This is a genomic window from Serratia sp. A07, assembly GCF_058725505.1.
Map to the genome: position 1 here is coordinate 59806 of NZ_JBZXDO010000023.1, position 22598 is coordinate 82403.

A 22598-nucleotide genomic window follows, 5' to 3' on the forward strand; every position below is an offset into this window, starting at 1 on the left:
TTCGGTCGTACAGAGAACGAATGTCGTGAGCGTGACGCCGCTCACTATTCGCTCATCATCGATTGACTTTACGTCAGAACGGTAGAAATAATAGTTTCATAAAAAATAAAACTCAATGAAACTTTAAATTCAAGCCAACGCCAGGACCCTACCGATGAAAAAAATGTTCGCTGGAGCACAGAATCTGGGGAAGTCGTTCATGTTGCCTATCGCCGTATTACCCGCAGCAGGGCTGTTGCTGGGCATTGGCGGCGTATTTACCAACCCGATTACGATCGAAACTTACCCGTTCCTGCAGAATGCGCTGCTGCAAGCCGTTTTCACGCTGATGAAACTGTGCGGCAGCGCGGTATTCGACAACTTGCCGCTGCTGTTCGCCGTTGGCGTGGCGATTGGGCTGGGGCGCAGTGATAAGGGCACGGTGGGATTGGCGGCCGTGCTGTGCTTCCTGGTGATGAACAAGGCAATCAACGCCATGTTGATACTGACGGGGACGCTGGCGACGGAAAACCTGAACGCCCACGGCCAGGCCAGCGTGCTGGGGATTGTGACGCTGCAAACCGGCGTGCTGGGCGGCATTTTAAGCGGGCTGTTGACCGCCTGGCTGCATAATCGCTTCGGAAAAACGGTGTTGCCCAACCTGCTGGCGTTCTTCAGCGGCTCGCGCTTCGTGCCGATAATCGCCTCTTTTTTCGGCATCTTTTTGGGCGTGCTGCTGTTCTTTATTTGGCCGCCGATCCAGCAGGGCATCACCCATTTGGGCTGGCTGGTGGAGAAAACCGGCTACGTCGGCACGTTGTTCTACGGCATGATTTTAAAGTGCCTGATCCCTTTGGGTTTGCATCACCTGTTTTACCTGCCCTTCTGGCTGACCAGCGTCGGCGGTGAGGCGATGGTCAATGGTCAGATGGTGCAGGGCACTCAGAAAATCTTCTTCGCGCAGCTGGCCGATCCCAGCGTGACCCAATACTACATCGGCGTATCGCGCTTCATGGCAGGCCGGTTCGCTGACTTCATGTTCGGCTTGCCCGGCGCGGCGTTGGCGATTTATCACAGCGCCAAACCGGAGAACCGCAAAAAGGTGGCGGGATTGATGTTGTCGGCCGCGCTGACGGCGTTCGTCACCGGCATCACCGAACCGCTGGAGTTTGCCTTTATGTTTTGCGCGCCGTTGCTGTACGGGGTGCACATCGTGTTGACCGGTGTGGCCTTTATGCTGGCGCACATGCTGGAAATCACCGTCGGGCAGACCTTTTCCGGCGGCCTGATCGATTTCCTGCTGTTCGGCGTGTTGCAAGGCAACGCGAAAACCAACTGGTTGCTGATGCTGCCGTTGGGCGCGTTGATGTTCTGTCTCTATTACTTCAGCTTCCGTTTGCTGATCGGTTGGCGCCAATTGAAAACGCCGGGACGCGAGGATGAAGCGATGGAGGACGCCGTAGTGATTGATGATACCCCTCGTGCGGCCGGCATCGTCGCGGCCTTGGGGGGCCGGGAGAACATTATCGATGTTGACTGTTGCGCCACCCGCTTACGCGTCACGGTCAAAGAGCCGGGGCGAGTCAAAACCGAGGATTTTAAACGGCACGGCAGCCGAGGTGCCTTTGTGCGCGGGCAGGGTGTACAGGTGGTCTATGGGCCGCACGTGACGCTGATTAAAAACGAAGTCGAAGAATTTATCGGGCTCTGACGGGCCCGGGCAATACCAGGGAAATGCTATGAAAGCCGTAATGTTGATGTTCGATACCTTGACCCGCAATCATCTGGCGCCTTATGGCGGAGCGGCGATTACGCCTAACTTCACGCGCCTGGCTCGCGAATCGGTGCAGTTCGATAATTTTTATGTGGGCAGCATGCCCTGCATGCCCGCACGGCGCGAACTGCACACCGGGCGGTACAACTTCCTGCACCGTAGCTGGGGGCCGCTGGAACCTTTCGATTTCTCGATGCCGCAGGCGCTGAGCCAAAACGGCGTTCACAGCCATATGGCGACCGATCACAAGCACTATTGGCGTGACGGGGGGGCCACTTACCATACCCGCTATTCAACCTTTGAGTTTATTCGCGGCCAGGAAGGCGACAAATGGAAAGGGCAGGTGAGCAAACCGGAAGTGGTCTATCGGGGCATGGAGGATGAGAACACCCGTAAGCGGCGTATCGGCCGGATGGCGCAGGATATGATCAACCGTGCCTGGATGCCGACTCAGGAAGAACACTTTACTCACCGCACTATCCAGGCGGGCCTGGACTTTATTGACGCCAATAAGGATCAAGATAATTGGTTCCTGCAAATCGAGTGTTTCGATCCGCACGAGCCGTTTTTCGTGCCGGAGAAGTATTTGGCGATGTATGGTTGCGCACCCGACGAGTTCGACGGCTGGACGCCCTATTACTGCGCGATGCAAAGTGAAGAACAGGCTGAGAAAGTACGGCGGTTCTACCAGGCGCTGGTCACGATGTGCGACGACTACCTTGGCCGGGTGATGGATCACCTCAAACAGCAGGGGCTGTGGGATGACACGTTGTTTATCGTCTGCACCGATCACGGCTTCTTGTTGGGTGAACATCAGTGGTGGGGCAAAAACATCATGCCGGTGTATAACGAAATCGCCAACACGCCGTTCTTCATTCGCGATCCGCGCGTCGGGAAGTATGGCGAACGGCGCCAGGCGCTGGCGCAAACCATCGATATTCCCGCCACCCTGCTGGACTATTTCGGGATCAAACAGCCGGAAAGCATGCTGGGCAGATCGCTGCGCCCGGCGATCGAGAATGATACTCCCGTGCGTGATTATGCGTTGTTCGGCTACTACGGCGGGCATATCAATATCACCGACGGGGACTATGTGTATATGCGCAGTCCGCGTCAGTGCGACAGAAACGGGCTGTATGAATACACGTTGATGCCGACGCGCATCGATAGCCCGTTCAGCCTCAATGAACTGAAAGCGATAGAAATTCATCCCGGTTTCGACTTCACCCAAGGGGCGCAACTGATGAAGATCCCGGCGGGGTTCGAATACCTGAACGCCTATCGCTATGGCGACAAATTGTTCAATGTGGCTGATGATCCGCAACAGCAGCGAGATCTCGGCGACGATCTTGGCCGTGCATTGCACTATGCCGCGGCGATGAAAAAAATCTTGCAGGATAACGATGCCCCGCCTGAGCTTTACGCCCGTTTTAAGCTGGATGCGTTGACGCCGGTACAAGAGCAAAGCGACCGTCAGACGCGTTTGAGCTTTGACGCGTTGGCGGGCAGTGGCTTCGGCTGTCAGGATCGCGGCGTCTATGAGGCCTTGCTGTTGCTGATCGCCGCAGCAGAGAAACAAGGCTTGGCCTTGCATGGGATGCTGGGATCTCTCGACACTCCACGCGTGTTGGGCAGCGACGATATTTTCTGGCTGATTGCCCGGCATTTCGACGAGGCGAAACAGCAGGAGCTGGTTTATCAAACGCGCCTGTTGTTGCGCATCGACTGAGGCCGTGTGATGGAAACGTCCTGGACGTTGGAAAACGCCGGATTGCAGTTGCGCATCGCGTCGCTGGGCGCCGAGATGGTCAGCCTGTACAGCAAAGCGACGGCGCGAGAATGGCTATGGCGTCCCCGCAAGGCGGTTTGGCAAAGTGTGTCGCCCATCCTGTTCCCCGTCGTGGGGCGCCTGATTCGGGGGGGATTATGGGAAGAGGAGCGATTCTACCCGCTGCCCGCGCACGGTTTCCTGCGTCATCTGCCGTTTAGGCGGGTGCAACAGTCGTCGGATGCGTTGAGCCTGCGCGGGTGTTCGAACGCCACCACGCTCGCCCAGTGGCCCTTCGACTTCGGCTTTGAAGCCCAATGGCGCTTGAAGAAAAATGGCGTGCAGATTAGCTATTGCGTTGAAAACACCGGAGATCGTCGTTTCGGCTTTTCTCTGGGATCGCATCCGGGGTTTGCTTTGCCGATTGTTCATCACCCCGGCTGGCGCGTGGTATTTTCCGCCCCCGGCGTCAGCGGCCCGTTTCCCACGCGCGTTCGCACGCTTGAAGTGCAGGATGGCGGCGGCAGGGTGACGGTTTTCGCTCTGGCGCCCGACAGCTTTGAGCACGGGGCGGTTTACTTCGGCGATTGTCGTCAGCAGACGTTAAGCGTGCTTTCCCCTGACAATGAAATCGTTTTGCAAATGAGCACGGGCGATCATCCCTGGCTGGCGCTGTGGTCGGTCCCAGGAAATGACCTGCTTTGCATCGAACCGTTGGATGGAACGACGGATGCGCCGGATTTTAGTGGCCAACTGGCGGAGAAGCGGGGGATCCGTTGGCTGGAGGCCGGTGCAAGCTACCGCCAAGGTTATGAAATCGTACTAAATCCAGACGCAAGGCGCTGAGACGGGTAAAATGGCAGGCAACTTTTGTCTTACGACATCGTTCCTCGCGCCGGTGGCGCGAAAAGGCCAGGAGTCCCCGATGGGCGTCAATAAAGAAAACGTACGCGTATATATTTCAAACATCATCCGCAATCTGGGGGATAACGATCGGCGGATCGCCGCTTTTATCCTGGATAACGCCGGGGTGTTCGTGCAGTTGCCGGTAAAAAAACTGTCTCAGGAACTGCAAATCAGCGAAGCGACCATCGTCCGGTTTTGCAAAAAGATCGGGTATAGCGGCCTGCTGGAACTGAAAGGGGGACTCAAGAAGGAACTGCTGCAGGAAAACGATCTGACGCTGCCGGCCAGCCCGGATATTTTCCTGGATGACAGCCGGTTAGACGTGGCGAAAAAGATCGGCCTCTCCATTGAGCAAACGGTTCGAGACACTGTCGACTTGCTCGATGTGCAAAAAAGCAAGGCGATCGTCGAGCGGTTTATGCGCGCCCGCCGGGTGATGTTTGTCGGTTTCGGCGCATCCGGCCTGGCGGCGATGGAGGCTCGTGACAAGATGAACCGCATCGGCATTGATTCCGAGGCATTCACCGATCGTTTTACCATGACGTTGAAGCTGGCGAATCTCAAAGGCGACGATCTGGTGGTGGCATTTTCCCATTCCGGCGAGACGCCGGAGGTGGTGAATGCTTTCCGTCTGGCGCGGCAGGCTCGGGCTTACTGCCTGGCGGTGACGCATCGCACGCACTCGCCGTTGACCGAGCTTTGTGATGCTTTTCTGCTGACCTGCGGTGAAAGCGAGCGCTATCAGGGGGATTCGATCGGTACCCGAGTCTCCCAGTTATTTATGATTGAGTATCTCTGTACCGAAATTACCCGGCAGAGTTATCAAGGACGTGGCTCTCCCGGCATGTCGATTAAAGAGTTGTTGATAAAAGAGCGCGTTAAGCGAGAGGAAAGCTGATCGCGCCGTTTGCCTATCAAGGAAACCATGAACCAGCCATCGCCAAATCGCCCGTTAAAATGGTGGGCCAAGGGCAAAACGCCCGACTACCGCTTTTCTTTAGCCAATGAGCGCACCTTTCTGGCTTGGATCCGCACCGCATTGGCGTTTATGGCGGGAGCGGTCGGCATCAATCAGTTTGCCTCCGAATTTGGCACGGCTGCCATCCGTCAGGGGCTGGCGGTTGCTTTGACGCTGGGGGCGGTGGTGCTGGGGCTGATGGCCTATCGTCGCTGGAAGGCCAATGAGAAAGCCATGCGGCATGACGGCGATATGCCTTATACCCGCATGCTGTGGCTATTGACCCTGTTCGTGGTCGTCATCGCCCTGGCGCTGGTGGCGGTTATTCTGAGTTTCGGCGTGTGATGCACTCAACGATGGAAACGCCGCCGCGCGATCCTGGCTTGCAACCTGAACGCACCCGCCTGGCCTGGGGGCGTACTGCGCTGACGATGGCGGTAGTCGGGCTGCTGTCGCTGCGTGCCGGCATGGTGTCGGGCAGTTTTCTGTTGGCTGGGAGCGGCTTTTTGATGCTGGCGTTTGCGTTGGTGATGTTTGTCTGGTCACGTGGGAGAGAAGCTACGGGGCCGGAAGCGCAGGAACGAAGGCTGCAGTGGGTGAGGCGGATATTCGGCTGTTTGATGGCGGTGATGCTGCTGGCCGCGGTGGCACAACTCAAGCTTTATCTGCTCTAGACCCCGCGGTCACTTTTTACTTTGGTGCCACAGCGCCATGCCGTTTTCCGGCACCCGCTTGAGGCAGCTGGCGAGCGGCTCGCCATCGGGGAAAATCAGGTCGGGGGCGATTTCCGCCAACGGGTAGAGCATGAATTCGCGCTCTTTCAGGCCGTAATGCGGCACCGTCAGGCGCTCGGTATGGATCACCTTGTCGCCGTACAGCATGATGTCCAGATCGAGCGTGCGCGGCCCCCAGCGTTCATCCTTGCGCACGCGCCCCTGATTGCGTTCTATCGCCTGGGTATGGTCGAGCAGCTGTTCGGGCGGCAACAGGGTATCCAGCGCCACCACCGCGTTGAGAAAGTCCGGCTGGTTTTGCGGCCCCAGCGGCTTGGTGCGGTAAAACGAAGAACAGGTGACCAGCCGGGTGCGCGGGAGATGCTCCAGCGCCTCCAGTGCGGCTTTAACCTGTTGCAGCGGCTGCGCCAGGTTGCTGCCCAGCGCGATATAAACGCGGATCATTATGCCCCTTCTTTACGCGGTGCCCGGCGGCGAGGGCGGCGTTGACGCGCGCGGCGCGGCGCCGGATCGTCCCCCAGGGTGCTCAGCATGGCTTTCTGCCGCGCCGGCGTGGCGTCCTGGAATTCGCCCCACCACTCGGCCAGACGCAGCATCTCCTGATTGTCTTCCACTTCCGCACGCAGCGCCAGCAGATCATAGGCGGCGCGGAATTTCGGGTGCTCCATCAGCTTGTGCGCGCGTTTGCCCTGGCGGCGGGACAGGCGCAGCTGCAGCTGCCAGATATCGCGCACCAGCGTGGTGATGCGTTTCGGGATGGCCAGCGAACGGCACTGCTCGTCGAGTACGTCGTTCATCGCCAGCGCGAAGGCGTCGTAGTAGGCCAGGCCGCTTTCCTGCGCCAGCTTCTGCGCATGCTCCAGCAGCGGGTACCACAGCATGGCGGCAAACAGGAAGGCCGGGTTGACGCGCATGTCGTTCTGCAGACGGTGATCGGTGTTCTTCAGCACCTGCACCAGAATGCGCTCCATCGGCGTATCGTGGTTCGGCGTGAAGTTGCGGGCGATCAGCGGGAACAGCGGTTGGAACAGCTGATATTCGCACAGCTTCAGGTAGGTCTGGAAACCGTAACCCGCCTGCAGCAGCTTGAGGGATTCTTCGAACAGGCGCGCCGGCGGGATCTCATGCAGCAGCGAGGCCAGGCGCGGGATCGGCTCGGCGGTTTCTTCGCTGATGCGCATATCCAGCTTGGCGGCGAAGCGCACCGCGCGCAGCATGCGCACCGGATCTTCGCGGTAGCGGGTTTCCGGATCGCCAATCAGGCGAATCACGCCCTGTTTCAGGTCGTTCAGGCCGCCGACGTAATCGCGCAGGGTGAAATCCGCCACGCCGTAGTACAGGCTGTTGATGGTGAAATCACGGCGCTGGGCATCTTCCTCGATCGAGCCGAAGATGTTGTCGCGCAGCAGCATGCCGTTTTGCGCCTGCTGGGACGAGTTCTTGTCGGATTCCTGATTTTGTTCGTGGTGGCCGCGGAAAGTGGCCACTTCGATGATCTCCGGCCCGAACATCACGTGCGCCAAGCGGAAGCGGCGGCCGACCAGGCGGCAGTTGCGGAACAGCTTGCGCACTTGCTCCGGCGTAGCGTTAGTGGTGATGTCGAAGTCTTTCGGCTTTTTGCCGAGCAACAGATCGCGCACGCCGCCGCCGACCAGATAGGCTTCGTAGCCGGACTTGTTCAGGCGGTAAAGCACTTTCAGCGCATTTTCGCTGATGTCTTTGCGGGAGATCGAGTGCTGTTCGCGCGGGATCACGGTCATCGAGTCGTTGCTCTCGGCGATAGGAAAAGGCGGACGCTTGCGCGGCGTTGAGCGGCGGGCAGGGGCGTTGCTGCCGTTATCGGCGGCGCGCGGCTGCGGCGCAGGGCGGCTTGGCGCCGCGGCACGCTCTTCGCGGACTACGTTTTTATCGCCGGCCGCCGCGTCGTCGCGGGGCAGCTTGTCATCGCGGGTCAGTACCTTACGACAGAAGTTGGCTACTCGGGTAAAAATGGTACACCTCGATAGTGACTGATAAAAATGGAGCTAACAAAAAATAGCGGCTAATCATAGCTCACCATGGCTCCTTTGAGAATGCCGGCGTGTTTTCATCCAGAGGGATAGCCTCCTGACGCGGCACGTTTTCCAACCGCCAATGTGCGACCGCCCAGCTCAATAATAATGGCAGGTCAAGATCTTGCCAGCTTTCCGGCAGCGGTTGGCGCAGAAATTTCAGCGCGGCGATCAGCATCGGGCGCGGATCGCCGGCGGGCAACGCCGGCGCATGGTTTTGCTTCGACAGCTTGATGCCGTTGGCGCCCAGCGCCAGCGGCAGATGCACATAGGCGGGCACCGGCGCCTGCAGCTGGCGGTAGAGGGCGATTTGGCGCACCGTCGGTTCGATCAGATCGGCACCGCGCACAATCTCGGTCACGCCCTGAAAATGGTCGTCGATCACTACCGCCAGGTTGTAGGCGAACAGCCCGTCGCGGCGGCGAATGATAAAGTCTTCCCCCGCCAGCGCCGGATCGGCGTGCAATTCTCCCTGCAGGCGATCGTGGAACCCGTAAACGGGCGCGGTCTGGCGTAAGCGGATGGCGGCACCCTGTGGGCCGAGCTGCAAATCGCGGCAGTGGCCGTCGTACAACCCGCCGATCTGCTGGATGCGGCTGCGGGTGCAGGTGCAGTAATAGCTGAGCCCCTGGCGCTGCAACAGATCCAGCGCGGCGCGATAGGCGTCGTGACGTTGGGATTGATAGATGACCTGGCCGTCCCAGTGGAGACCATAATGTTCCAGCGCGGACAGGATGCGAGCGGCGGCGCCGGGGACTTCGCGCGGCGGGTCGATATCTTCGATGCGAACCAGCCACTGCCCGCGTTGGGCGCGAGCCTGAAGGTAGCTTCCCAGAGCGGCAATCAGCGAACCGAAATGCAGATCCCCGGAAGGCGATGGGGCAAAGCGCCCCACATAATGACTTTCTTGCATATCAGAGGGGGGAGGTTCCCTTTTCTCTGTGCGGCGCACGCAGGTGCGCACGCCGCAGCGGTAACAACGGTATTAGCCGGCCATCTGCTTTTCGCGGATCTCAGCCAGCGTCTTGCAGTCGATGCACAGATCGGCGGTCGGACGCGCTTCGAGGCGACGAATGCCGATCTCCACGCCGCAAGATTCGCAGTAGCCGAAATCATCGTCTTCCACTTTCTTCAGCGTTTTCTCGATCTTTTTGATCAGTTTGCGTTCACGGTCACGGTTACGCAGTTCAAGGCTGAACTCTTCTTCCTGGGTAGCACGGTCGGCCGGATCAGGGAAGTTGGCTGCCTCTTCTTGCATATGCGATACAGTACGGTCCACTTCGTCCCTGAGCTGGTTGCGCCACGCTTCAAGAATGCGCTTGAAATGCGACAACTGGGCGTCGTTCATGTACTCTTCGCCCGGCTTCTCTTGGTACGGCTCCACCCCAGCGATGGCGAGAATGCTCAAGGACGAGGTTTTACGGTTTTGCCCTTCTTGCATGTTGCTTCTCCTACATACACACGCACTATCGAATCCCCAATGCGGGGGAAAAACAGGCCGCTATAAATAACAGAAGGAAGGTAGGTTGGCAATTATTCCTGTCGCCCGCTTGACAATCGTGTGAAGGAGGGCGTATTTGGCGATCGTGCTGGCCGGTTGTCTATTTATAGGGACCCGACTGCGCTAATCGATAAAAAACGGCAGCTTATCGCAGAGATAAATACCGTCAGGTGATAACTTTGCCCCGTAACAAACCACTTCCACTCCCAACTGCCGGACCTGTGCCAACAGCGCCGCATAGCGCTCATCTATATGATGTGCCGGTGCGACCTGCTCAATACCGCTGTGTAACACGGCAAAGAACAACACCGCCCGTTGCCCGCTTTCAACCACGCTGAGCAACTCACGCAGGTGCTTTTGCCCTCTGAGCGTTACCGCATCAGGAAAGTAACCACGTTGTTGTTGCAGTAATGTGACTGACTTAACTTCAATATAGCAGTTAACCCGATTTTCTGCCTGTAATAACAAATCGATACGGCTGTTTTCACCGCCGTATTTCACTTCGCCGCTGATTTTACTGTAACCGGATAATTCATTGATTAAATTGTGTTCAATTGCCTCGCGCACCAGCGCGTTGGCGCGCAGGGTATTGACGCAGATCCAGTGCCCCTGTTGGGTATGGGTCAACTCCCAGCTGTGGGCGTATTTGCGCTTGGGGTTATCCGAGGTGGAGTACCAAACGGTGTCGCCGGGCGTGGCGCAGCCGGTCATGGCGCCGGTATTGGCGCAGTGCAGCGTAAAGGTTTCCCCTTCCGGGGTGATCACGTCCGCCAGAAAGCGTTTGTAACGTTTGATCAGCGTGGCGGAACGCAGCGGTGGAGAGAAAATCATGCGGATGCCTGCTTGGCCAACGGCCACTGTTCGAGGTGTTGATAGCGGGTGCGGCCGTTTTCGAACACCGACTCATATAAGGAAAAGGCGTCGGCGCTGAACGCCCAGCCCGGCGTCGCCGGCGGGATCGCCACCGGCTGGGTGGCGGCGCGCAACAGCGTGATGTGCGGATGGAACGGCAGCGCGCTTTGATGGCAGCCGTTGCGGGCGGCCTGCGAACGCAGCAGCTCGGCCAGCTGCAGCAGCCCGCGCGGCGCGCGGCGGGTGCCGAGCCAGACCACGCCGGGGCGCGGCCAATGGCCGAGATCGTCGAGCCGCATGCTGAAGCCGGGTTGCACGATGCGCCCGGCCAGTTTGCGCAGCGCCAGCTCTTTCTGCGCGGTGACCTCGCCGAGAAACGCCAGCGTCAGGTGCAAATTAGCCGCCGCCACCGGTCGGCCGGCCTCCGGCACAAACGCCTCGGCGCGCCAGCGGATCACCTGCTGTTGCAGGGCATCAGGCAAGGACAGGGCGAAAAACAGGCGGCGCGAATTGGACATGGGGGCTCGGTAAATAATGACAAATCCGTCGGGACAGACATGGATGCGGCTTGCAACGGTCTCGCGCGAAGCGGGACGCATGGACGAGGTCCGTACTATAGCTAACGCCGCCGCAGTTTGAAAGGCTACGGGGACAAAGCTAATGCTACACTGTACGCCGTTTAACGTTAACCACCACGGAGAGTTCAGTGTCTTCATTGCCCGTCAGCGCGGTGCTTGATGAGTTGCTGGCTGCGTTGCAGTCCGCTCCTCAGGTGCTGTTGCACGCCCCGACCGGCGCCGGTAAATCCACCTGGCTGCCGCTGCAGATCCTGGCTAAGGCCGGGTTGCCGGGGCGCATTATCATGCTGGAGCCGCGGCGGCTGGCGGCGAAAAACGTCGCCTATCGCCTGGCGCAGCAACTGGGGGAGGAGCCCGGCCAGACCGTGGGCTACCGCATGCGCGCCGAAAGCAAAAGCGGGCCGCAAACCCGGTTGGAAGTGGTGACGGAAGGCATTCTCACCCGCATGCTGCAGCAGGACGCCGAACTGCAGGGCGTGTCGCTGGTGATCCTCGATGAGTTCCACGAACGCAGCCTGCAGGCCGATCTGGCGCTGGCGCTGCTGCTCGACGTGCAGCAAGGGCTGCGCGACGATCTGAAACTGCTGATCATGTCGGCCACCCTGGACAACGCTCGCCTGTCGCAGCTGCTGCCGGAAGCGCCGGTGGTGGTGTCCGAGGGGCGCAGCTTCCCGGTTGAGCGTCTGTATCAGCCGTTGGCCAGCCATCAGCGGCTGGAAGATGGCGTAGCGGCGGCGGTGAAGCGGTTGCTGGCCGAACAGCCGGGATCTTTGCTGCTGTTCCTGCCGGGCGTGGCGGAGATCAATCGGGTGCTGGAGCGATTGACCGGCGAGGTGGCGAGCGATACCGATCTTTGCCCGCTGTATGGGGCGCTGCCTTTGGCGCAGCAGCAAAAGGCGATCCAACCGGCGGCGTCTGGCCGCCGCAAGGTGGTGCTGGCGACCAACATCGCCGAAACCAGCCTGACGATCGAGGGCATTCGGCTGGTGGTGGACAGCGGCCTGGAGCGCGTGGCGCGCTACGACGTGCGCAACGGTTTGACGCGGCTGGCGACGCAGCGCATCAGTCAGGCGTCGATGGTGCAGCGCGCCGGGCGCGCCGGGCGCCTGGAGCCGGGCATTTGCTGGCATCTGTTCGCCAAAGAACAGGCGGAGCGCGCGGCGGAACACGCCGAACCGGACATTTTACAGAGCGATCTCACCGGCTTCTGGCTCGAACTGCTGCAGTGGGGATGCCATGATCCGGCGCAGCTGACTTGGCTGGATGCGCCTCCGGTGGCGGCATTGGCGGCGGCCAGGGCGTTGCTGCACCGGCTGGGGGCCACGGATGACGATGGCAAACTTACCGCCCCGGGGCGCCAGATGGCCGCGCTGGGGTGCGAGCCGCGGCTGGCGGCGATGCTGGTCGCCGGCGTGGCGCTGAGCGCCGACGGCCTGGCGACGGCGGCGTTGCTGGCGGCATTGCTGGAAGAACCGCCGCGCGGCGGGCAGATGGATATCGGCTACTGGCTGAGCCGCCCGCAACCGAACTGGCGGCCGCGTGCCGCGCAGTTGGCCAAACGCCTGCCGCAACGTGCGGGGCAAATCGACGTCGATCTGGCGCCGCGCCTGTTGGCGCAGGCATTTACCGACCGTATCGCCCAGCGGCGAGGCCAGGACGGCCGCTACCTGCTGGCCAACGGCCTGGGGGCGGCGATGAACCAGGACGAGGCGCTGTCGCGTGCGCCCTGGCTCATCGTCCCCAGCCTGTTGCAGGGCCACAACAGCCCCGATGCGCGTATCCTGTTGGCGTTGCCGGTGGATATCGACGCGCTGGCGGCACAGCTGCCGGCGATCGTCACGCAGCGCACGGCGGTGGAGTGGGATGACGAGAAGGGCACGCTGCGCGCCTGGAAGCGCCAGCAGATCGGCCGTCTGACGCTGCGCGCCCAGCCGCTGGCCAAACCGGCGGATGAAGAGCTGCAGCAGGCGCTGCTCGATTGGGTGCGCGCACAGGGGCTGGCGGTGCTTAACTGGGAGGGCGCCGCCGAGCAATTGCGGGTGCGCCTGCAGTGCGCGCAAGCCTGGCTGCCGGAGGCGGAATGGCCGGCGGTGGACGAAGAACCCCTGCTGGCGGCGCTGGAGCAGTGGCTGTTGCCGTCGCTGAACGGCGTGCGCGATCTACGCGGTTTGAAGCAGGTCAACATCGCCGATGCGCTGTCCCGTTTGCTGGACTGGCAGCAAAAGCAGCGGCTGGATAATGCGCTACCCACTCATTACACTGTGCCGACCGGCAGCCGCCTGCCGATCCGTTATGAGGCCGGCAAACCGCCGGCGCTGGCGGTGCGTTTGCAGGAAGTGTTCGGCGAGCAGCGCAGCCCGATGTTGGCGGAGGGTCGCATCCCGGTGGTGCTTGAGTTACTCTCACCGGCGCACCGGCCGTTGCAAATCACCGGCGATCTGGCGGCCTTCTGGCAAGGCGCCTATCGCGAGGTGCAAAAAGAGATGAAGGGCCGCTACCCGAAACACGTTTGGCCGGACGATCCGGCCACGGCGGTACCGACGCGCCGAACGAAGAAATATCAGTAGGTCGCGATCATTTAAGGTTTGGAATTCAGATGTTTCTTCTGGTCAGCGCTGCGGCGTAGGCACAGATTAAGCGACTAATCATGGCCGGCAGTGTCGGCAAGCTCGGAGAACAACAGCCATGGCTGGGGATGACCGCGAGCCCATCGGGCGCAAAGGAAAACAACCAAAAAGCACCGCGTCGCGCAAGCCGCCGCGCCGTCGCCGAGACGACGATTATGACGATTACGAAGAAGACGAGTATGACGATGATGAGTATGAAGAGGAGGAGGAACGCATGCCGCGTAAGGTAAAAGCGACTCCGCCGCGTAAAAAACGCCGCTGGCTCGGCCTGTTTATCAAACTGATCCTGGTGATCGCCGTCCTGTTGGCGATCTATGGCGTCTACCTGGATTCCCAGATCCGCAGCCGCATCGACGGTAAAGTCTGGCAGCTGCCGGCGGCGGTGTACGGCCGCATGGTCAACCTGGAACCGGGTATGCCGTACAGTAAGAAGGAGATGGTCAACCTGCTGGAAGGCATGCAGTATCGCCAGGTCAGCCGCATGACGCGTCCGGGCGAGTTTACCGTGCAGGCCAACAGCATCGAGATGCTGCGCCGCCCGTTCGACTTCCCGGATGGTAAAGAGGGGCAGATCCGCGCCCGTCTCGACTTCCAGAACAACCGTCTGGCGAAGATCGAAAACCTGGACAGCGGCCGCAGCTTCGGCTTCTTCCGCCTCGATCCGCGTCTTATCACCATGCTGCAGTCGCCGAACGGTGAACAGCGTCTGTTCGTGCCGCGCTCCGGTTTCCCGGATCTGCTGGTGGATACGTTGATCGCCACGGAAGACCGCCACTTCTATGAGCATGACGGCATCAGCCCCTACTCCATCGGCCGTGCGGTGCTGGCCAACCTGACCGCCGGGCGTGCGGTGCAGGGCGGCAGTACGCTGACGCAGCAGCTGGTGAAGAACCTGTTCCTGAGCAACGAACGTTCGCTGTGGCGTAAGGCTAACGAAGCCTATATGGCGCTGCTGGTGGATTACCGTTACAGCAAGGACCGCATTCTGGAGCTGTATCTGAACGAGGTGTACCTCGGCCAGAGCGGCAGCGACCAGATCCGCGGTTTCCCGCTGGCCAGCCTGTACTACTTTGGCCGTCCGGTGGACGAGCTGAGCCTCGATCAGCAGGCGCTGCTGGTCGGCATGGTCAAGGGCGCGTCGCTGTACAACCCGTGGCGTAACCCGAAACTGGCGCTGGAGCGCCGCAACCTGGTGCTCAAGCTGCTGCAGAACCAGGGCGTGATCGACGGCGAGCTGTATGACATGCTGAGCGCGCGTCCGCTGGGCGTGCAGCCGAAAGGCGGCGTCATTACGCCACAGCCGGCGTTTATGCAGATGGTGCGTCAGGAACTGCAGACCAAGCTGGGCGATAAGGTCAATGACCTGTCCGGCGTGAAGATCTTCACCACGCTGGATCCGGTGTCGCAAGACGCGGCGGAAAAAGCGGTCGAAGACGGCATCCCGGCGCTGCGCGCCGCGCGTCACCTGCAGGATCTGGAAGCGGCGATGGTGATCGTCGATCGCTTCAGCGGTGAAGTGCGCGCCATGGTCGGCGGCGCCAACCCGCAGTTCGCCGGCTTCAACCGCGCGATGCAGGCGCGCCGCCTGGTCGGCTCGCTGGCCAAGCCGCCGACGTACCTGACCGCGCTGTCCGAACCGGATAAATACCGCCTCAACACCTGGCTGGCGGATGCGCCGCTGTCGCTGAAACAGCCGAACGGCGCCGTCTGGCAGCCGAACAACTATGACCGTAAATTCCGCGGTCAGGTGATGCTGGTGGATGCGTTGGCCAACTCGCTGAACGTGCCGACGGTGAACCTCGGCCTGTCGGTCGGGCTGGATCAGATCAGCGCTACGCTGCAACGCCTGGGTATTCCGAAAGCGGAGATCAACCCGGTGCCATCGATGCTGTTGGGGGCGATCGGCCTGACGCCGATGGAAGTCGCGCAGGCGTACCAGACCATCGCCAGCGGCGGTAACCGTGCGCCGCTGTCGGCGGTGCGTTCGGTGATCGCCGAAGACGGCACGGTGCTGTACCAGAGTTTCCCGCAGGCGGAACGCATGGTGCCGGCGCAGGCCGCTTACCTGACGCTGTACGCGATGCAGCAGGGCGTGGCGCGCGGGACTTCCCGCTCGCTGTCGGTGAAGTTCCCGAACTACAACCTGGCGGCGAAAACCGGTACCACCAACGATCTGCGCGACAGCTGGTTCGCCGGCATCGACGGCAAGGAAGTGGCGATCGCCTGGGTCGGGCGCGACAACAACGGCCCGGCCAAGCTGACCGGCGCCAACGGCGCGTTGACCCTGTATCGCCGTTATCTGGAAAACCAGACGCCGCTGCCGCTGATGCTGCAGCCGCCGGAAGGCATTAACCAGATGAACATCGACTCTGCCGGCAACTTTATCTGCGGCGGCGGCAGCTGGCGCACCATCCCGGTCTGGACTGACAATCCGCAGGGATTGTGCCAGGCCAGCCAGGCAGCGGTGCAGCAACAGCAGCAACCGGCGGCGGGTGAGCAAAAAGATGGCGATGGCGTCGCCGGCTGGATCAAGGATATGTTCGGCCAGTAATCGCTACCGGGGCGTCGGCCCCGGTGAAAATTTTTTCTTTGTTATTAAGCCCGTAACCTTGGTTGCGGGCTTTTTTATTTTTCTGCTCGTTTTATTTCCCTGTTAACCGCATGGCTAAGCGCCTAATCCTTAACCTATTTGCCCTATGAATTCGGCTTGCAGTTTAATTTGGCTTCTGCATAAAATGCGACGCTTATAATAATTATTATCGTTTACATTCGTCATTTAATTATTCATCAGAGAAATCAACTATGCCGACCAAGCGTCTTTCATCATCCGCGGCCAAGCAGGGCCGTACCCCCGTCAGCGCGTTAGCGATCACCGTCGCTGCGGCGTTGGGCACGCTGGCGATGCCGGCTTTTTCCGCCGACGCCAAGCCGGCCGCCAAGGAAGACACGATTACCGTTGTAGGCGGTAGCAATACCGCCCAGCAGGAAAGCGCCTGGGGGCCGGTCGGCACCTATGTCGCCAAACGCAGCGCCACCGGCACCAAAACCGATACGCCGATCGAGAAGAACCCGCAGTCTGTTTCCGTGGTGACGCGTGAAGAGATGGATATGCGTCAGCCGGATACGGTGAAGGGCGCGCTGGCCTATGCGCCGGGCGTATTTGCCAGCCGCGGCAGCTCCACGACCTATGATGCGGTGGCGATCCGCGGCTTCCCGGCCACCAACACCACCCAGTATCTGGATGGGTTGCGGTTGCTGGGCGACAACTACAGCGAAGCGTCCATCGATCCTTATTTCCTCGAGCGCGCCGAGCTGCTGCGCGGCCCGGTCTCGGTGCTGTACGGCAAAAGCAACCCGGGTGGTTTGGTCTCGATGGTCAGCAAGCGGCCAACCACCGAGCCGCTGCGCGAAATCCAGTTCAAAATGGGCACCGATAACCTGTTCCAGACCGGCTTCGATTTCAGCGACGCGCTGGACGATCAGGGTATCTATTCTTACCGCCTGACCGGCCTGGCGAAAGACAGCGATTCGCAGCAGAACATGAGCAAAGAGAAGCGCTATGCGATCGCGCCGTCCTTTAGCTGGCGTCCGGATGACAAAACCAACTTCACGCTGTTGGCCAACATTCAAAACGATCCCTATACCGGTTATTACGGCTGGCTGCCGAAGCAGGGCACGCTGATTCCGCTGCCGAACGGCGGTAAGCTGCCGACCGATTTCAACGAAGGCGAAGCCAGCAACTACACCTCCCGCAAACAGCGGATGATCGGCTACAGCTTCGAACATGCCTTCAACGATACCTGGGCGGTGCGCCAGAATCTGCGCTATATGCAGCTGGAAACCGACATGAAGAGCATCTATGGCAGCGGCGTTTCTGCGGCGACGCCGACGACGATTAATCGCGCCTATGTCCAGTCGAAAGAACACCTGAACAATTTCTCTGTGGATACCCAGGCGCAGGCGAAGGTGAAAACCGGCGATATCGACCACACGCTGTTGTTCGGCGTGGACTACATGCGCATGCGTAACGATATCAATGCCGCATTTGGCTCTGCGGACGGTCTGAGCATGACCAATCCGCAATACGGGAATGACGCGGTCAATATCAACTTCCCCTACCATTACCTGAACCGTCAGGAACAAACCGGCCTGTATGTGCAGGAGCAAGGGGAGTGGAACCAGTGGCTGTTGACGCTGGGCGGGCGCTATGACTGGGCGAAGACTTCCGCTTATAACCGCGATGTGAGTTCGACGAGCCAGCAGACCGATCGCCAGTTCACCTGGCGCGGCGGCCTCAACTACTTGTTCGACAACGGCGTGACGCCGTATTTCAGCTACAGCGAATCGTTTGAACCGAATCTGGGCACGACGCAAGGGGGTAGCACCTTCAAGCCGTCGATCGGCAAGCAGTATGAAGCCGGCGTGAAATACGTGCCGAAGGATCGCCCAATCGTGCTGACCGGCGCCCTGTATCAGCTGACCAAGAACAACAACCTGACGCCGGACCCGAGCAATGCACAGTTCAGCGTGCAGAGCGGCGAAATCCGTTCACGCGGCGTGGAGCTGGAAGCCAAGGCGGCGTTGAATGCCAACGTCAACCTGATCGCCTCCTATACCTATACCGATGCGAAGTACACCAAGGACAACACCTATCAGGGCAAACCGACCGTCGAGGTGCCGAAACACATGGCTTCGCTGTGGGCGGATTACACCTTCCACGAAACGGCGGTGAGCGGCCTGACGCTGGGTTCCGGCGTGCGTTACGTCGGCTCCAGCTCGAGCTTCAACAGCGATAATTCCGCCTTCAAGGTGCCGGACTACACGCTGGTGGACGCTACCATTAAATACGATCTGGCGCGCTTTGGCCTGCCGGGCTCGTCCGTGGGCGTCAACATCAACAACCTGTTCGACAAGACCTACGTGTCGAGCTGCTACCGCGACTACGCCTGCTACTGGGGCGCAGAACGCCAGGTGGTCGCCACCGCAACCTTCCGTTTCTAACCGGATAGCCGGGGCGGCGCCGCGTCGCCCCGGACAAAGCAGGATCTATGCAGGACAAACTTCTTAATCCCGGCGCGACCTTCGCGCTGGATAACGCCAGCTTCGCCGTCCCCGGCCGGGTGCTGTTGCAACCGCTGTCGCTCAGTTTTCCCCAGGGCAAAGTCTGCGGCCTGATCGGCCATAACGGTTCCGGTAAATCCACTCTGTTGAAACTGCTCGGGCGGCATCAAGCCCCCAGCGGTGGCCAGGTACTGCTCAATCGGCAGCCGTTGGCGCAGTGGGACAGCAAATCCTTCGCCCGCCAGGTGGCCTACCTGCCGCAGCAGTTGCCGGCGGCGGAAGGCATGACGGTGCGCGAGCTGGTGGCCGTCGGCCGCTATCCGTGGCACGGCGCGCTGGGGCGTTTTGGCGCCAACGATCGCCAATTGGTCGAAGAGGCCATTTCACTGGTGGGGCTCAAGCCGTTCGCCAACCGCCTGGTGGACAGCCTGTCCGGCGGCGAGCGCCAACGCGCCTGGCTGGCGATGATGGTGGCGCAGGACAGCCGCTGCCTGCTGCTTGACGAACCGACGTCGGCGCTGGACATCGCGCACCAGGTCGAGGTGCTGGCGCTGATCCAGCGCTTGAGCCGCGAACGCGATCTCACGGTGATCGCCGTGCTGCACGACATCAACATGGCGGCGCGCTACTGCGATCATCTGGTGGCGCTGCGCGGCGGTGAAATGATCGCTCAGGGCGGCCCGCTGGAACTGATGCAGGGGCCGGTGCTGGAGCAAATTTACGGTATTCCTATGGGCACGTTGCCGCACCCGAGCGGCGGCGCGCCGGTGAGTTTTGTCTACTGATGTCTTCTGCATTCACTTCTTCTCACGATCCGCTGCGCCGCCGTTTGTTGATGGCGCTGGCGCTGTCACCGCTGTTGGGCTCGTTGCCCGGCCGGGCGGCGGATGCGCCGCCGGATATCGCGCGCGTTGCGGCGCTGGAATGGCTGCCGATCGAACTGCTGTTGGCATTGGGCGTGACGCCGCTGGCGGTGGCCGATGTGCATAACTACAACCTGTGGGTGGCGGAGCCGAAGCTGCCGGCGACGGTGGTCGACGTCGGTCAGCGCACCGAACCTAACCTCGAACTGCTGCAGCAGCTCCAGCCTTCGCTGGTGTTGCTGTCGCAAGGCTATGGCCCGACGCCGCGAAAAATCCAACCCATCGCGCCAACCATGAGCTTCGGCTTCAACGACGGCAGCGGCAAACCGCTGACCGTCGCCCGCCAGTCGCTGCTGGCGCTGGGCCAGCGGTTGGGCATAGAAAGCCGGGCGGTAAACCACCTGGCGCAGTTCGACGGCTTTATGCAGGACGCGCGTCAGCGCCTGCAAAGCTATACCCGGCAACCGCTGCTGTTGTTTTCGCTGATCGACACGCGCCATGCGTTGATCATCGGCCAGAAAAGCCTGTTCCAGGAAGCGATGGACCAACTGGGCATCCGCAATGCCTGGCAGGAGCAAACCGACTTTTGGGGCACGGCGGTGGTGGGGATTGAACGGTTGGCTACGGTGCGTAATGCCCGGGTCATCTATCTCGATCACGGCAATCAGGCGATGATGGACAAGGTCAGCGCGACGCCGCTGTGGCAGTCGTTGCCCTTTGTGCGGCAAAACCAGCTGCGGCAGGTGCCGGCGGTGTGGTTCTACGGCGCCACGCTGTCGACGATGCGGTTTTGCCGCCTGTTGGCGCAGGCCGAGGAGAGTGCGGCATGAATGCGGGCATCCGGAGATTACCGCTGACGCTGATCCTACTGTTGCTGGCGGCGGCAGGCGGCCTGACGATATACAACCTGGCACAGCAGCTGCCGCCGGCGCAATGGGTGCGGGCGTTCAGCGCGCCGGACATCGACGACGTGCGGCAAATGCTGTTCCATTACAGCCTGCTGCCGCGGTTGACGGTGTCGCTGTTGGCCGGCGCCGGCCTGGGGTTGGTCGGAGTGCTGTTCCAGCAGGTGTTGCGCAATCCGTTGGCGGAGCCGTCGACGCTCGGCGTTGCCGCCGGCGCGCAGCTCGGCCTGACCATCGCCACGCTGTGGGTGCTGCCGGGGGGCGAATTCACTCGCCAGCTGGCCGCTATGGTGGGCGCGATTGTGGTGGGCGGGCTGGTGTTCGGCGTCGCCTGGGGCAAGCGGATGTCGCCGGTCACGCTGATTCTGGCCGGGCTGGTACTGGGGCTGTACTGTGGCGCGGTCAACAGCCTGTTGGCGCTGTTTCATTACGATCAGCTGCAGGGCATGTTCCTGTGGGGCACTGGCGCGTTGAACCAACAGGACTGGAGCGCCGTGCAGTTCATTCTGCCGCGTTTGCTGGTGGCCGGCGCGCTGGCGGCGCTGTTGCTGCGCCCGCTGACGCTGCTGGGGCTGGACGACGGCGTGGCGCGCAACCTGGGGCTGGGGCTGTCGATGGCGCGCTTCTGCACCCTGGGGCTGGCCATTATCTTCAGCGCCATGTTGGTGAGTGCGGTGGGCGTTATCGGCTTTATCGGCCTGTTTGCACCGCTGATGGCGAAGATGTTGGGCGCACGCCGCCTGGCGCACCGCATGATGCTGGCGCCGTTGCTGGGGGCGCTGTTGCTGTGGTTGACCGATCAGGTGATGCTCGGGGTGACGCAGGTGTGGCGTGAGATCCCGACCGGCGCGGCCACCGCGCTGTTCGGCGCACCGCTGCTGCTGTGGCTGCTGCCGCGTTTGCGCAGCGCCGCCACGCCGCCGCCGGTGAACCTCGGTGACAAGGTGCCTGCCGAACGCGGGAATCTGCCTGCCTGGATCCTGGTGGGTGGCCTCGTACTGCTGATCGGCCTGACGCTGGCGCTGATGCTGGGCAAAAATGCCGGCGGCTGGCACTGGAGCTTGGGCGCGGAACTGGACTCCTTGCTGCCGTGGCGCTGGCCGCGGGTGCTGTCGGCGCTGGCGGCGGGCATGATGCTGGCGGTCGCCGGCACGCTGATCCAGAAATTGACCGGCAACCCGATGGCCAGCCCGGAAGTGTTGGGCATCAGCTCCGGCGCCGCTTTTGGCGTCGTGATGATGCTGTTTATGGTGCCGGGCGACGCCTTCGTTTGGCTGCTGCCCGCCGGCAGCCTGGGGGCGGCCGCGACGCTGCTTATCATCATGATCGCCGCAGGTCGCGGCGGTTTCTCGACGGAACGTATGCTGCTCGCCGGTATCGCGCTCAGCACCGCCTTTACCACCGTCATCTTCCTGCTGTTGGCCAGCGGCGATCCGCGTATGGGGGGCTTGCTGACCTGGCTCTCCGGCTCGACCTATTCGGTGGAGCCGGCGCAGGCGCTGCGCACCGCGCTGGTGGCCGCCGGCCTGATGGTATTGGCGCCGTTGTGCCGCCGTTGGTTGACCATCCTGCCGCTCGGCGGCGCCACCGCCCGTTCGGTGGGCATTGCGCTGACGCCGGCGCGGTTGACCATTCTTTTATTGGCCGCCGTGCTGACCGCCATGGCGACCCTGACCGTAGGGCCGTTGAGCTTTGTCGGGCTGATGGCACCGCATATGGCGCGCATGCTGGGCTTCCGCCGTGCGCTGCCGCAGATGGTGATCGCCGCGCTGCTGGGCGGCTTGCTGATGGTGTTTGCCGACTGGTGCGGGCGGATGCTGCTGTTCCCGTACCAGATCCCCGCCGGGTTATTGGCGACCTTTATCGGTGCGCCGTACTTCGTTTATCTGTTGCGTAAGCAGACGTCGTAATCGGCGTCTCGCCGTGCTTTTTCTGCCATCAAAGGCTCAGCGTCGCTGAGCCTTTTTTTATTCCTAACTTAAAACCACGTCCTGTGGACGTGGTTATCGACTCGGTTTTGGCTCTGCCTGTAAAAACCTGC

General features: G+C 61.2%; 18 protein-coding genes. 12 read left to right on the forward strand and 6 right to left on the reverse strand.

What is annotated here, in order from left to right; all coding sequences use genetic code 11:
- The first annotated feature begins 154 nt into the window (after positions 1 to 154).
- From AC4PR2_RS19820 to AC4PR2_RS19845, 6 genes are all read left to right on the forward strand, one after another.
- Positions 155 to 1690 (forward strand): PTS transporter subunit EIIC, encoded by a 1536-nt coding sequence (locus tag AC4PR2_RS19820; RefSeq protein ID WP_197804015.1) that lies wholly within the window; start codon positions 155 to 157, stop codon positions 1688 to 1690.
- Between the two features lie 28 nt (positions 1691 to 1718).
- Positions 1719 to 3482, forward strand: coding sequence for a sulfatase (locus AC4PR2_RS19825; RefSeq protein ID WP_443014594.1), 1764 nt, complete (start codon positions 1719 to 1721; stop codon positions 3480 to 3482).
- A 9-nt stretch (positions 3483 to 3491) separates the two neighbouring features.
- Positions 3492 to 4367, forward strand: a complete 876-nt coding sequence (locus AC4PR2_RS19830) for an aldose epimerase family protein (protein ID WP_197804016.1) — start codon at positions 3492 to 3494, stop codon at positions 4365 to 4367.
- A gap of 79 nt (positions 4368 to 4446) precedes the next feature.
- Complete coding sequence (locus AC4PR2_RS19835; protein WP_180547693.1) at positions 4447 to 5325, forward strand: MurR/RpiR family transcriptional regulator; 879 nt, start codon at positions 4447 to 4449, stop codon at positions 5323 to 5325.
- A 27-nt stretch (positions 5326 to 5352) separates the two neighbouring features.
- Positions 5353 to 5730, forward strand: coding sequence for a YidH family protein (locus tag AC4PR2_RS19840; RefSeq protein WP_180547692.1), 378 nt, complete (start codon positions 5353 to 5355; stop codon positions 5728 to 5730).
- Positions 5730 to 6059, forward strand: coding sequence for a DUF202 domain-containing protein (locus AC4PR2_RS19845; RefSeq protein ID WP_337046957.1), 330 nt, complete (start codon positions 5730 to 5732; stop codon positions 6057 to 6059). Before AC4PR2_RS19840 ends, AC4PR2_RS19845 begins: the two co-directional genes overlap by 1 nt.
- A 9-nt stretch (positions 6060 to 6068) precedes the next feature.
- Here the strand turns inward: AC4PR2_RS19845 and folK are convergent, their stop codons facing one another.
- The 6 genes from folK to thpR all read right to left on the reverse strand — a co-directional run bounded on the left by folK (position 6069) and on the right by thpR (position 11041).
- Positions 6069 to 6563: a 2-amino-4-hydroxy-6-hydroxymethyldihydropteridine diphosphokinase gene (gene folK, locus AC4PR2_RS19850; RefSeq protein WP_033649607.1), complete on the reverse strand. Its 495-nt coding sequence runs from the start codon at positions 6561 to 6563 to the stop codon at positions 6069 to 6071.
- Positions 6563 to 8110 (reverse strand): polynucleotide adenylyltransferase PcnB, encoded by a 1548-nt coding sequence (gene pcnB, locus AC4PR2_RS19855; RefSeq protein ID WP_071591451.1) that lies wholly within the window; start codon positions 8108 to 8110, stop codon positions 6563 to 6565. The genes folK and pcnB overlap by 1 nt, the downstream gene beginning before the upstream one ends.
- A gap of 61 nt (positions 8111 to 8171) precedes the next feature.
- On the reverse strand, positions 8172 to 9083 hold the full coding sequence (gluQRS, locus tag AC4PR2_RS19860) for a tRNA glutamyl-Q(34) synthetase GluQRS (RefSeq protein ID WP_193158384.1): 912 nt from the start codon (positions 9081 to 9083) through the stop codon (positions 8172 to 8174).
- 72 nt (positions 9084 to 9155) lie between these two features.
- On the reverse strand, positions 9156 to 9611 hold the full coding sequence (dksA, locus tag AC4PR2_RS19865) for an RNA polymerase-binding protein DksA (RefSeq protein ID WP_004937569.1): 456 nt from the start codon (positions 9609 to 9611) through the stop codon (positions 9156 to 9158).
- 183 nt (positions 9612 to 9794) lie between these two features.
- Positions 9795 to 10502 (reverse strand): DNA/RNA nuclease SfsA, encoded by a 708-nt coding sequence (sfsA, locus tag AC4PR2_RS19870; RefSeq protein ID WP_004937572.1) that lies wholly within the window; start codon positions 10500 to 10502, stop codon positions 9795 to 9797.
- Positions 10499 to 11041: an RNA 2',3'-cyclic phosphodiesterase gene (gene thpR, locus AC4PR2_RS19875; protein ID WP_164268620.1), complete on the reverse strand. Its 543-nt coding sequence runs from the start codon at positions 11039 to 11041 to the stop codon at positions 10499 to 10501. The genes sfsA and thpR overlap by 4 nt, the downstream gene beginning before the upstream one ends.
- Positions 11042 to 11229: 188 nt before the next feature.
- Between thpR and hrpB the strand changes: the two genes are divergently transcribed.
- From hrpB to fhuB, 6 genes are all read left to right on the forward strand, one after another.
- Positions 11230 to 13668: an ATP-dependent helicase HrpB gene (hrpB, locus tag AC4PR2_RS19880; RefSeq protein WP_346420400.1), complete on the forward strand. Its 2439-nt coding sequence runs from the start codon at positions 11230 to 11232 to the stop codon at positions 13666 to 13668.
- Positions 13669 to 13786: 118 nt separating this feature from the next.
- A complete protein-coding gene (gene mrcB, locus AC4PR2_RS19885) occupies positions 13787 to 16279 on the forward strand; it encodes a bifunctional glycosyl transferase/transpeptidase (RefSeq protein WP_492175384.1) in 2493 nt (830 codons plus the stop codon).
- Positions 16280 to 16530: 251 nt separating this feature from the next.
- Positions 16531 to 18729, forward strand: coding sequence for a ferrichrome porin FhuA (gene fhuA / locus AC4PR2_RS19890; protein WP_060422694.1), 2199 nt, complete (start codon positions 16531 to 16533; stop codon positions 18727 to 18729).
- A gap of 47 nt (positions 18730 to 18776) precedes the next feature.
- The gene (fhuC, locus tag AC4PR2_RS19895; RefSeq protein WP_049200086.1) at positions 18777 to 19574 is read left to right on the forward strand and encodes a Fe3+-hydroxamate ABC transporter ATP-binding protein FhuC; all 798 of its coding nucleotides are present in this window, start codon (positions 18777 to 18779) and stop codon (positions 19572 to 19574) included.
- On the forward strand, positions 19574 to 20482 hold the full coding sequence (fhuD, locus tag AC4PR2_RS19900) for a Fe(3+)-hydroxamate ABC transporter substrate-binding protein FhuD (protein ID WP_047729872.1): 909 nt from the start codon (positions 19574 to 19576) through the stop codon (positions 20480 to 20482). Before fhuC ends, fhuD begins: the two co-directional genes overlap by 1 nt.
- Positions 20479 to 22467 (forward strand): Fe(3+)-hydroxamate ABC transporter permease FhuB, encoded by a 1989-nt coding sequence (fhuB, locus tag AC4PR2_RS19905; RefSeq protein ID WP_443014593.1) that lies wholly within the window; start codon positions 20479 to 20481, stop codon positions 22465 to 22467. The genes fhuD and fhuB overlap by 4 nt, the downstream gene beginning before the upstream one ends.
- The last annotated feature ends 131 nt before the right edge of the window (positions 22468 to 22598 follow it).

Coding starts and splice junctions, on each gene's coding strand:
- AC4PR2_RS19820 (WP_197804015.1), top strand. CDS start 155: ATGAAAAAAATGTTCGCTGGAGCACAGAATCTGGGGAAGTCGTTCATG.
- AC4PR2_RS19825 (WP_443014594.1), top strand. CDS start 1,719: ATGAAAGCCGTAATGTTGATGTTCGATACCTTGACCCGCAATCATCTG.
- AC4PR2_RS19830 (WP_197804016.1), top strand. CDS start 3,492: ATGGAAACGTCCTGGACGTTGGAAAACGCCGGATTGCAGTTGCGCATC.
- AC4PR2_RS19835 (WP_180547693.1), top strand. CDS start 4,447: ATGGGCGTCAATAAAGAAAACGTACGCGTATATATTTCAAACATCATC.
- AC4PR2_RS19840 (WP_180547692.1), top strand. CDS start 5,353: ATGAACCAGCCATCGCCAAATCGCCCGTTAAAATGGTGGGCCAAGGGC.
- AC4PR2_RS19845 (WP_337046957.1), top strand. CDS start 5,730: ATGCACTCAACGATGGAAACGCCGCCGCGCGATCCTGGCTTGCAACCT.
- folK (WP_033649607.1), bottom strand. CDS start 6,563: ATGATCCGCGTTTATATCGCGCTGGGCAGCAACCTGGCGCAGCCGCTG.
- gluQRS (WP_193158384.1), bottom strand. CDS start 9,083: ATGCAAGAAAGTCATTATGTGGGGCGCTTTGCCCCATCGCCTTCCGGG.
- dksA (WP_004937569.1), bottom strand. CDS start 9,611: ATGCAAGAAGGGCAAAACCGTAAAACCTCGTCCTTGAGCATTCTCGCC.
- sfsA (WP_004937572.1), bottom strand. CDS start 10,502: ATGATTTTCTCTCCACCGCTGCGTTCCGCCACGCTGATCAAACGTTAC.
- thpR (WP_164268620.1), bottom strand. CDS start 11,041: ATGTCCAATTCGCGCCGCCTGTTTTTCGCCCTGTCCTTGCCTGATGCC.
- mrcB (WP_492175384.1), top strand. CDS start 13,787: ATGGCTGGGGATGACCGCGAGCCCATCGGGCGCAAAGGAAAACAACCA.
- fhuA (WP_060422694.1), top strand. CDS start 16,531: ATGCCGACCAAGCGTCTTTCATCATCCGCGGCCAAGCAGGGCCGTACC.
- fhuC (WP_049200086.1), top strand. CDS start 18,777: ATGCAGGACAAACTTCTTAATCCCGGCGCGACCTTCGCGCTGGATAAC.
- fhuD (WP_047729872.1), top strand. CDS start 19,574: ATGTCTTCTGCATTCACTTCTTCTCACGATCCGCTGCGCCGCCGTTTG.
- fhuB (WP_443014593.1), top strand. CDS start 20,479: ATGAATGCGGGCATCCGGAGATTACCGCTGACGCTGATCCTACTGTTG.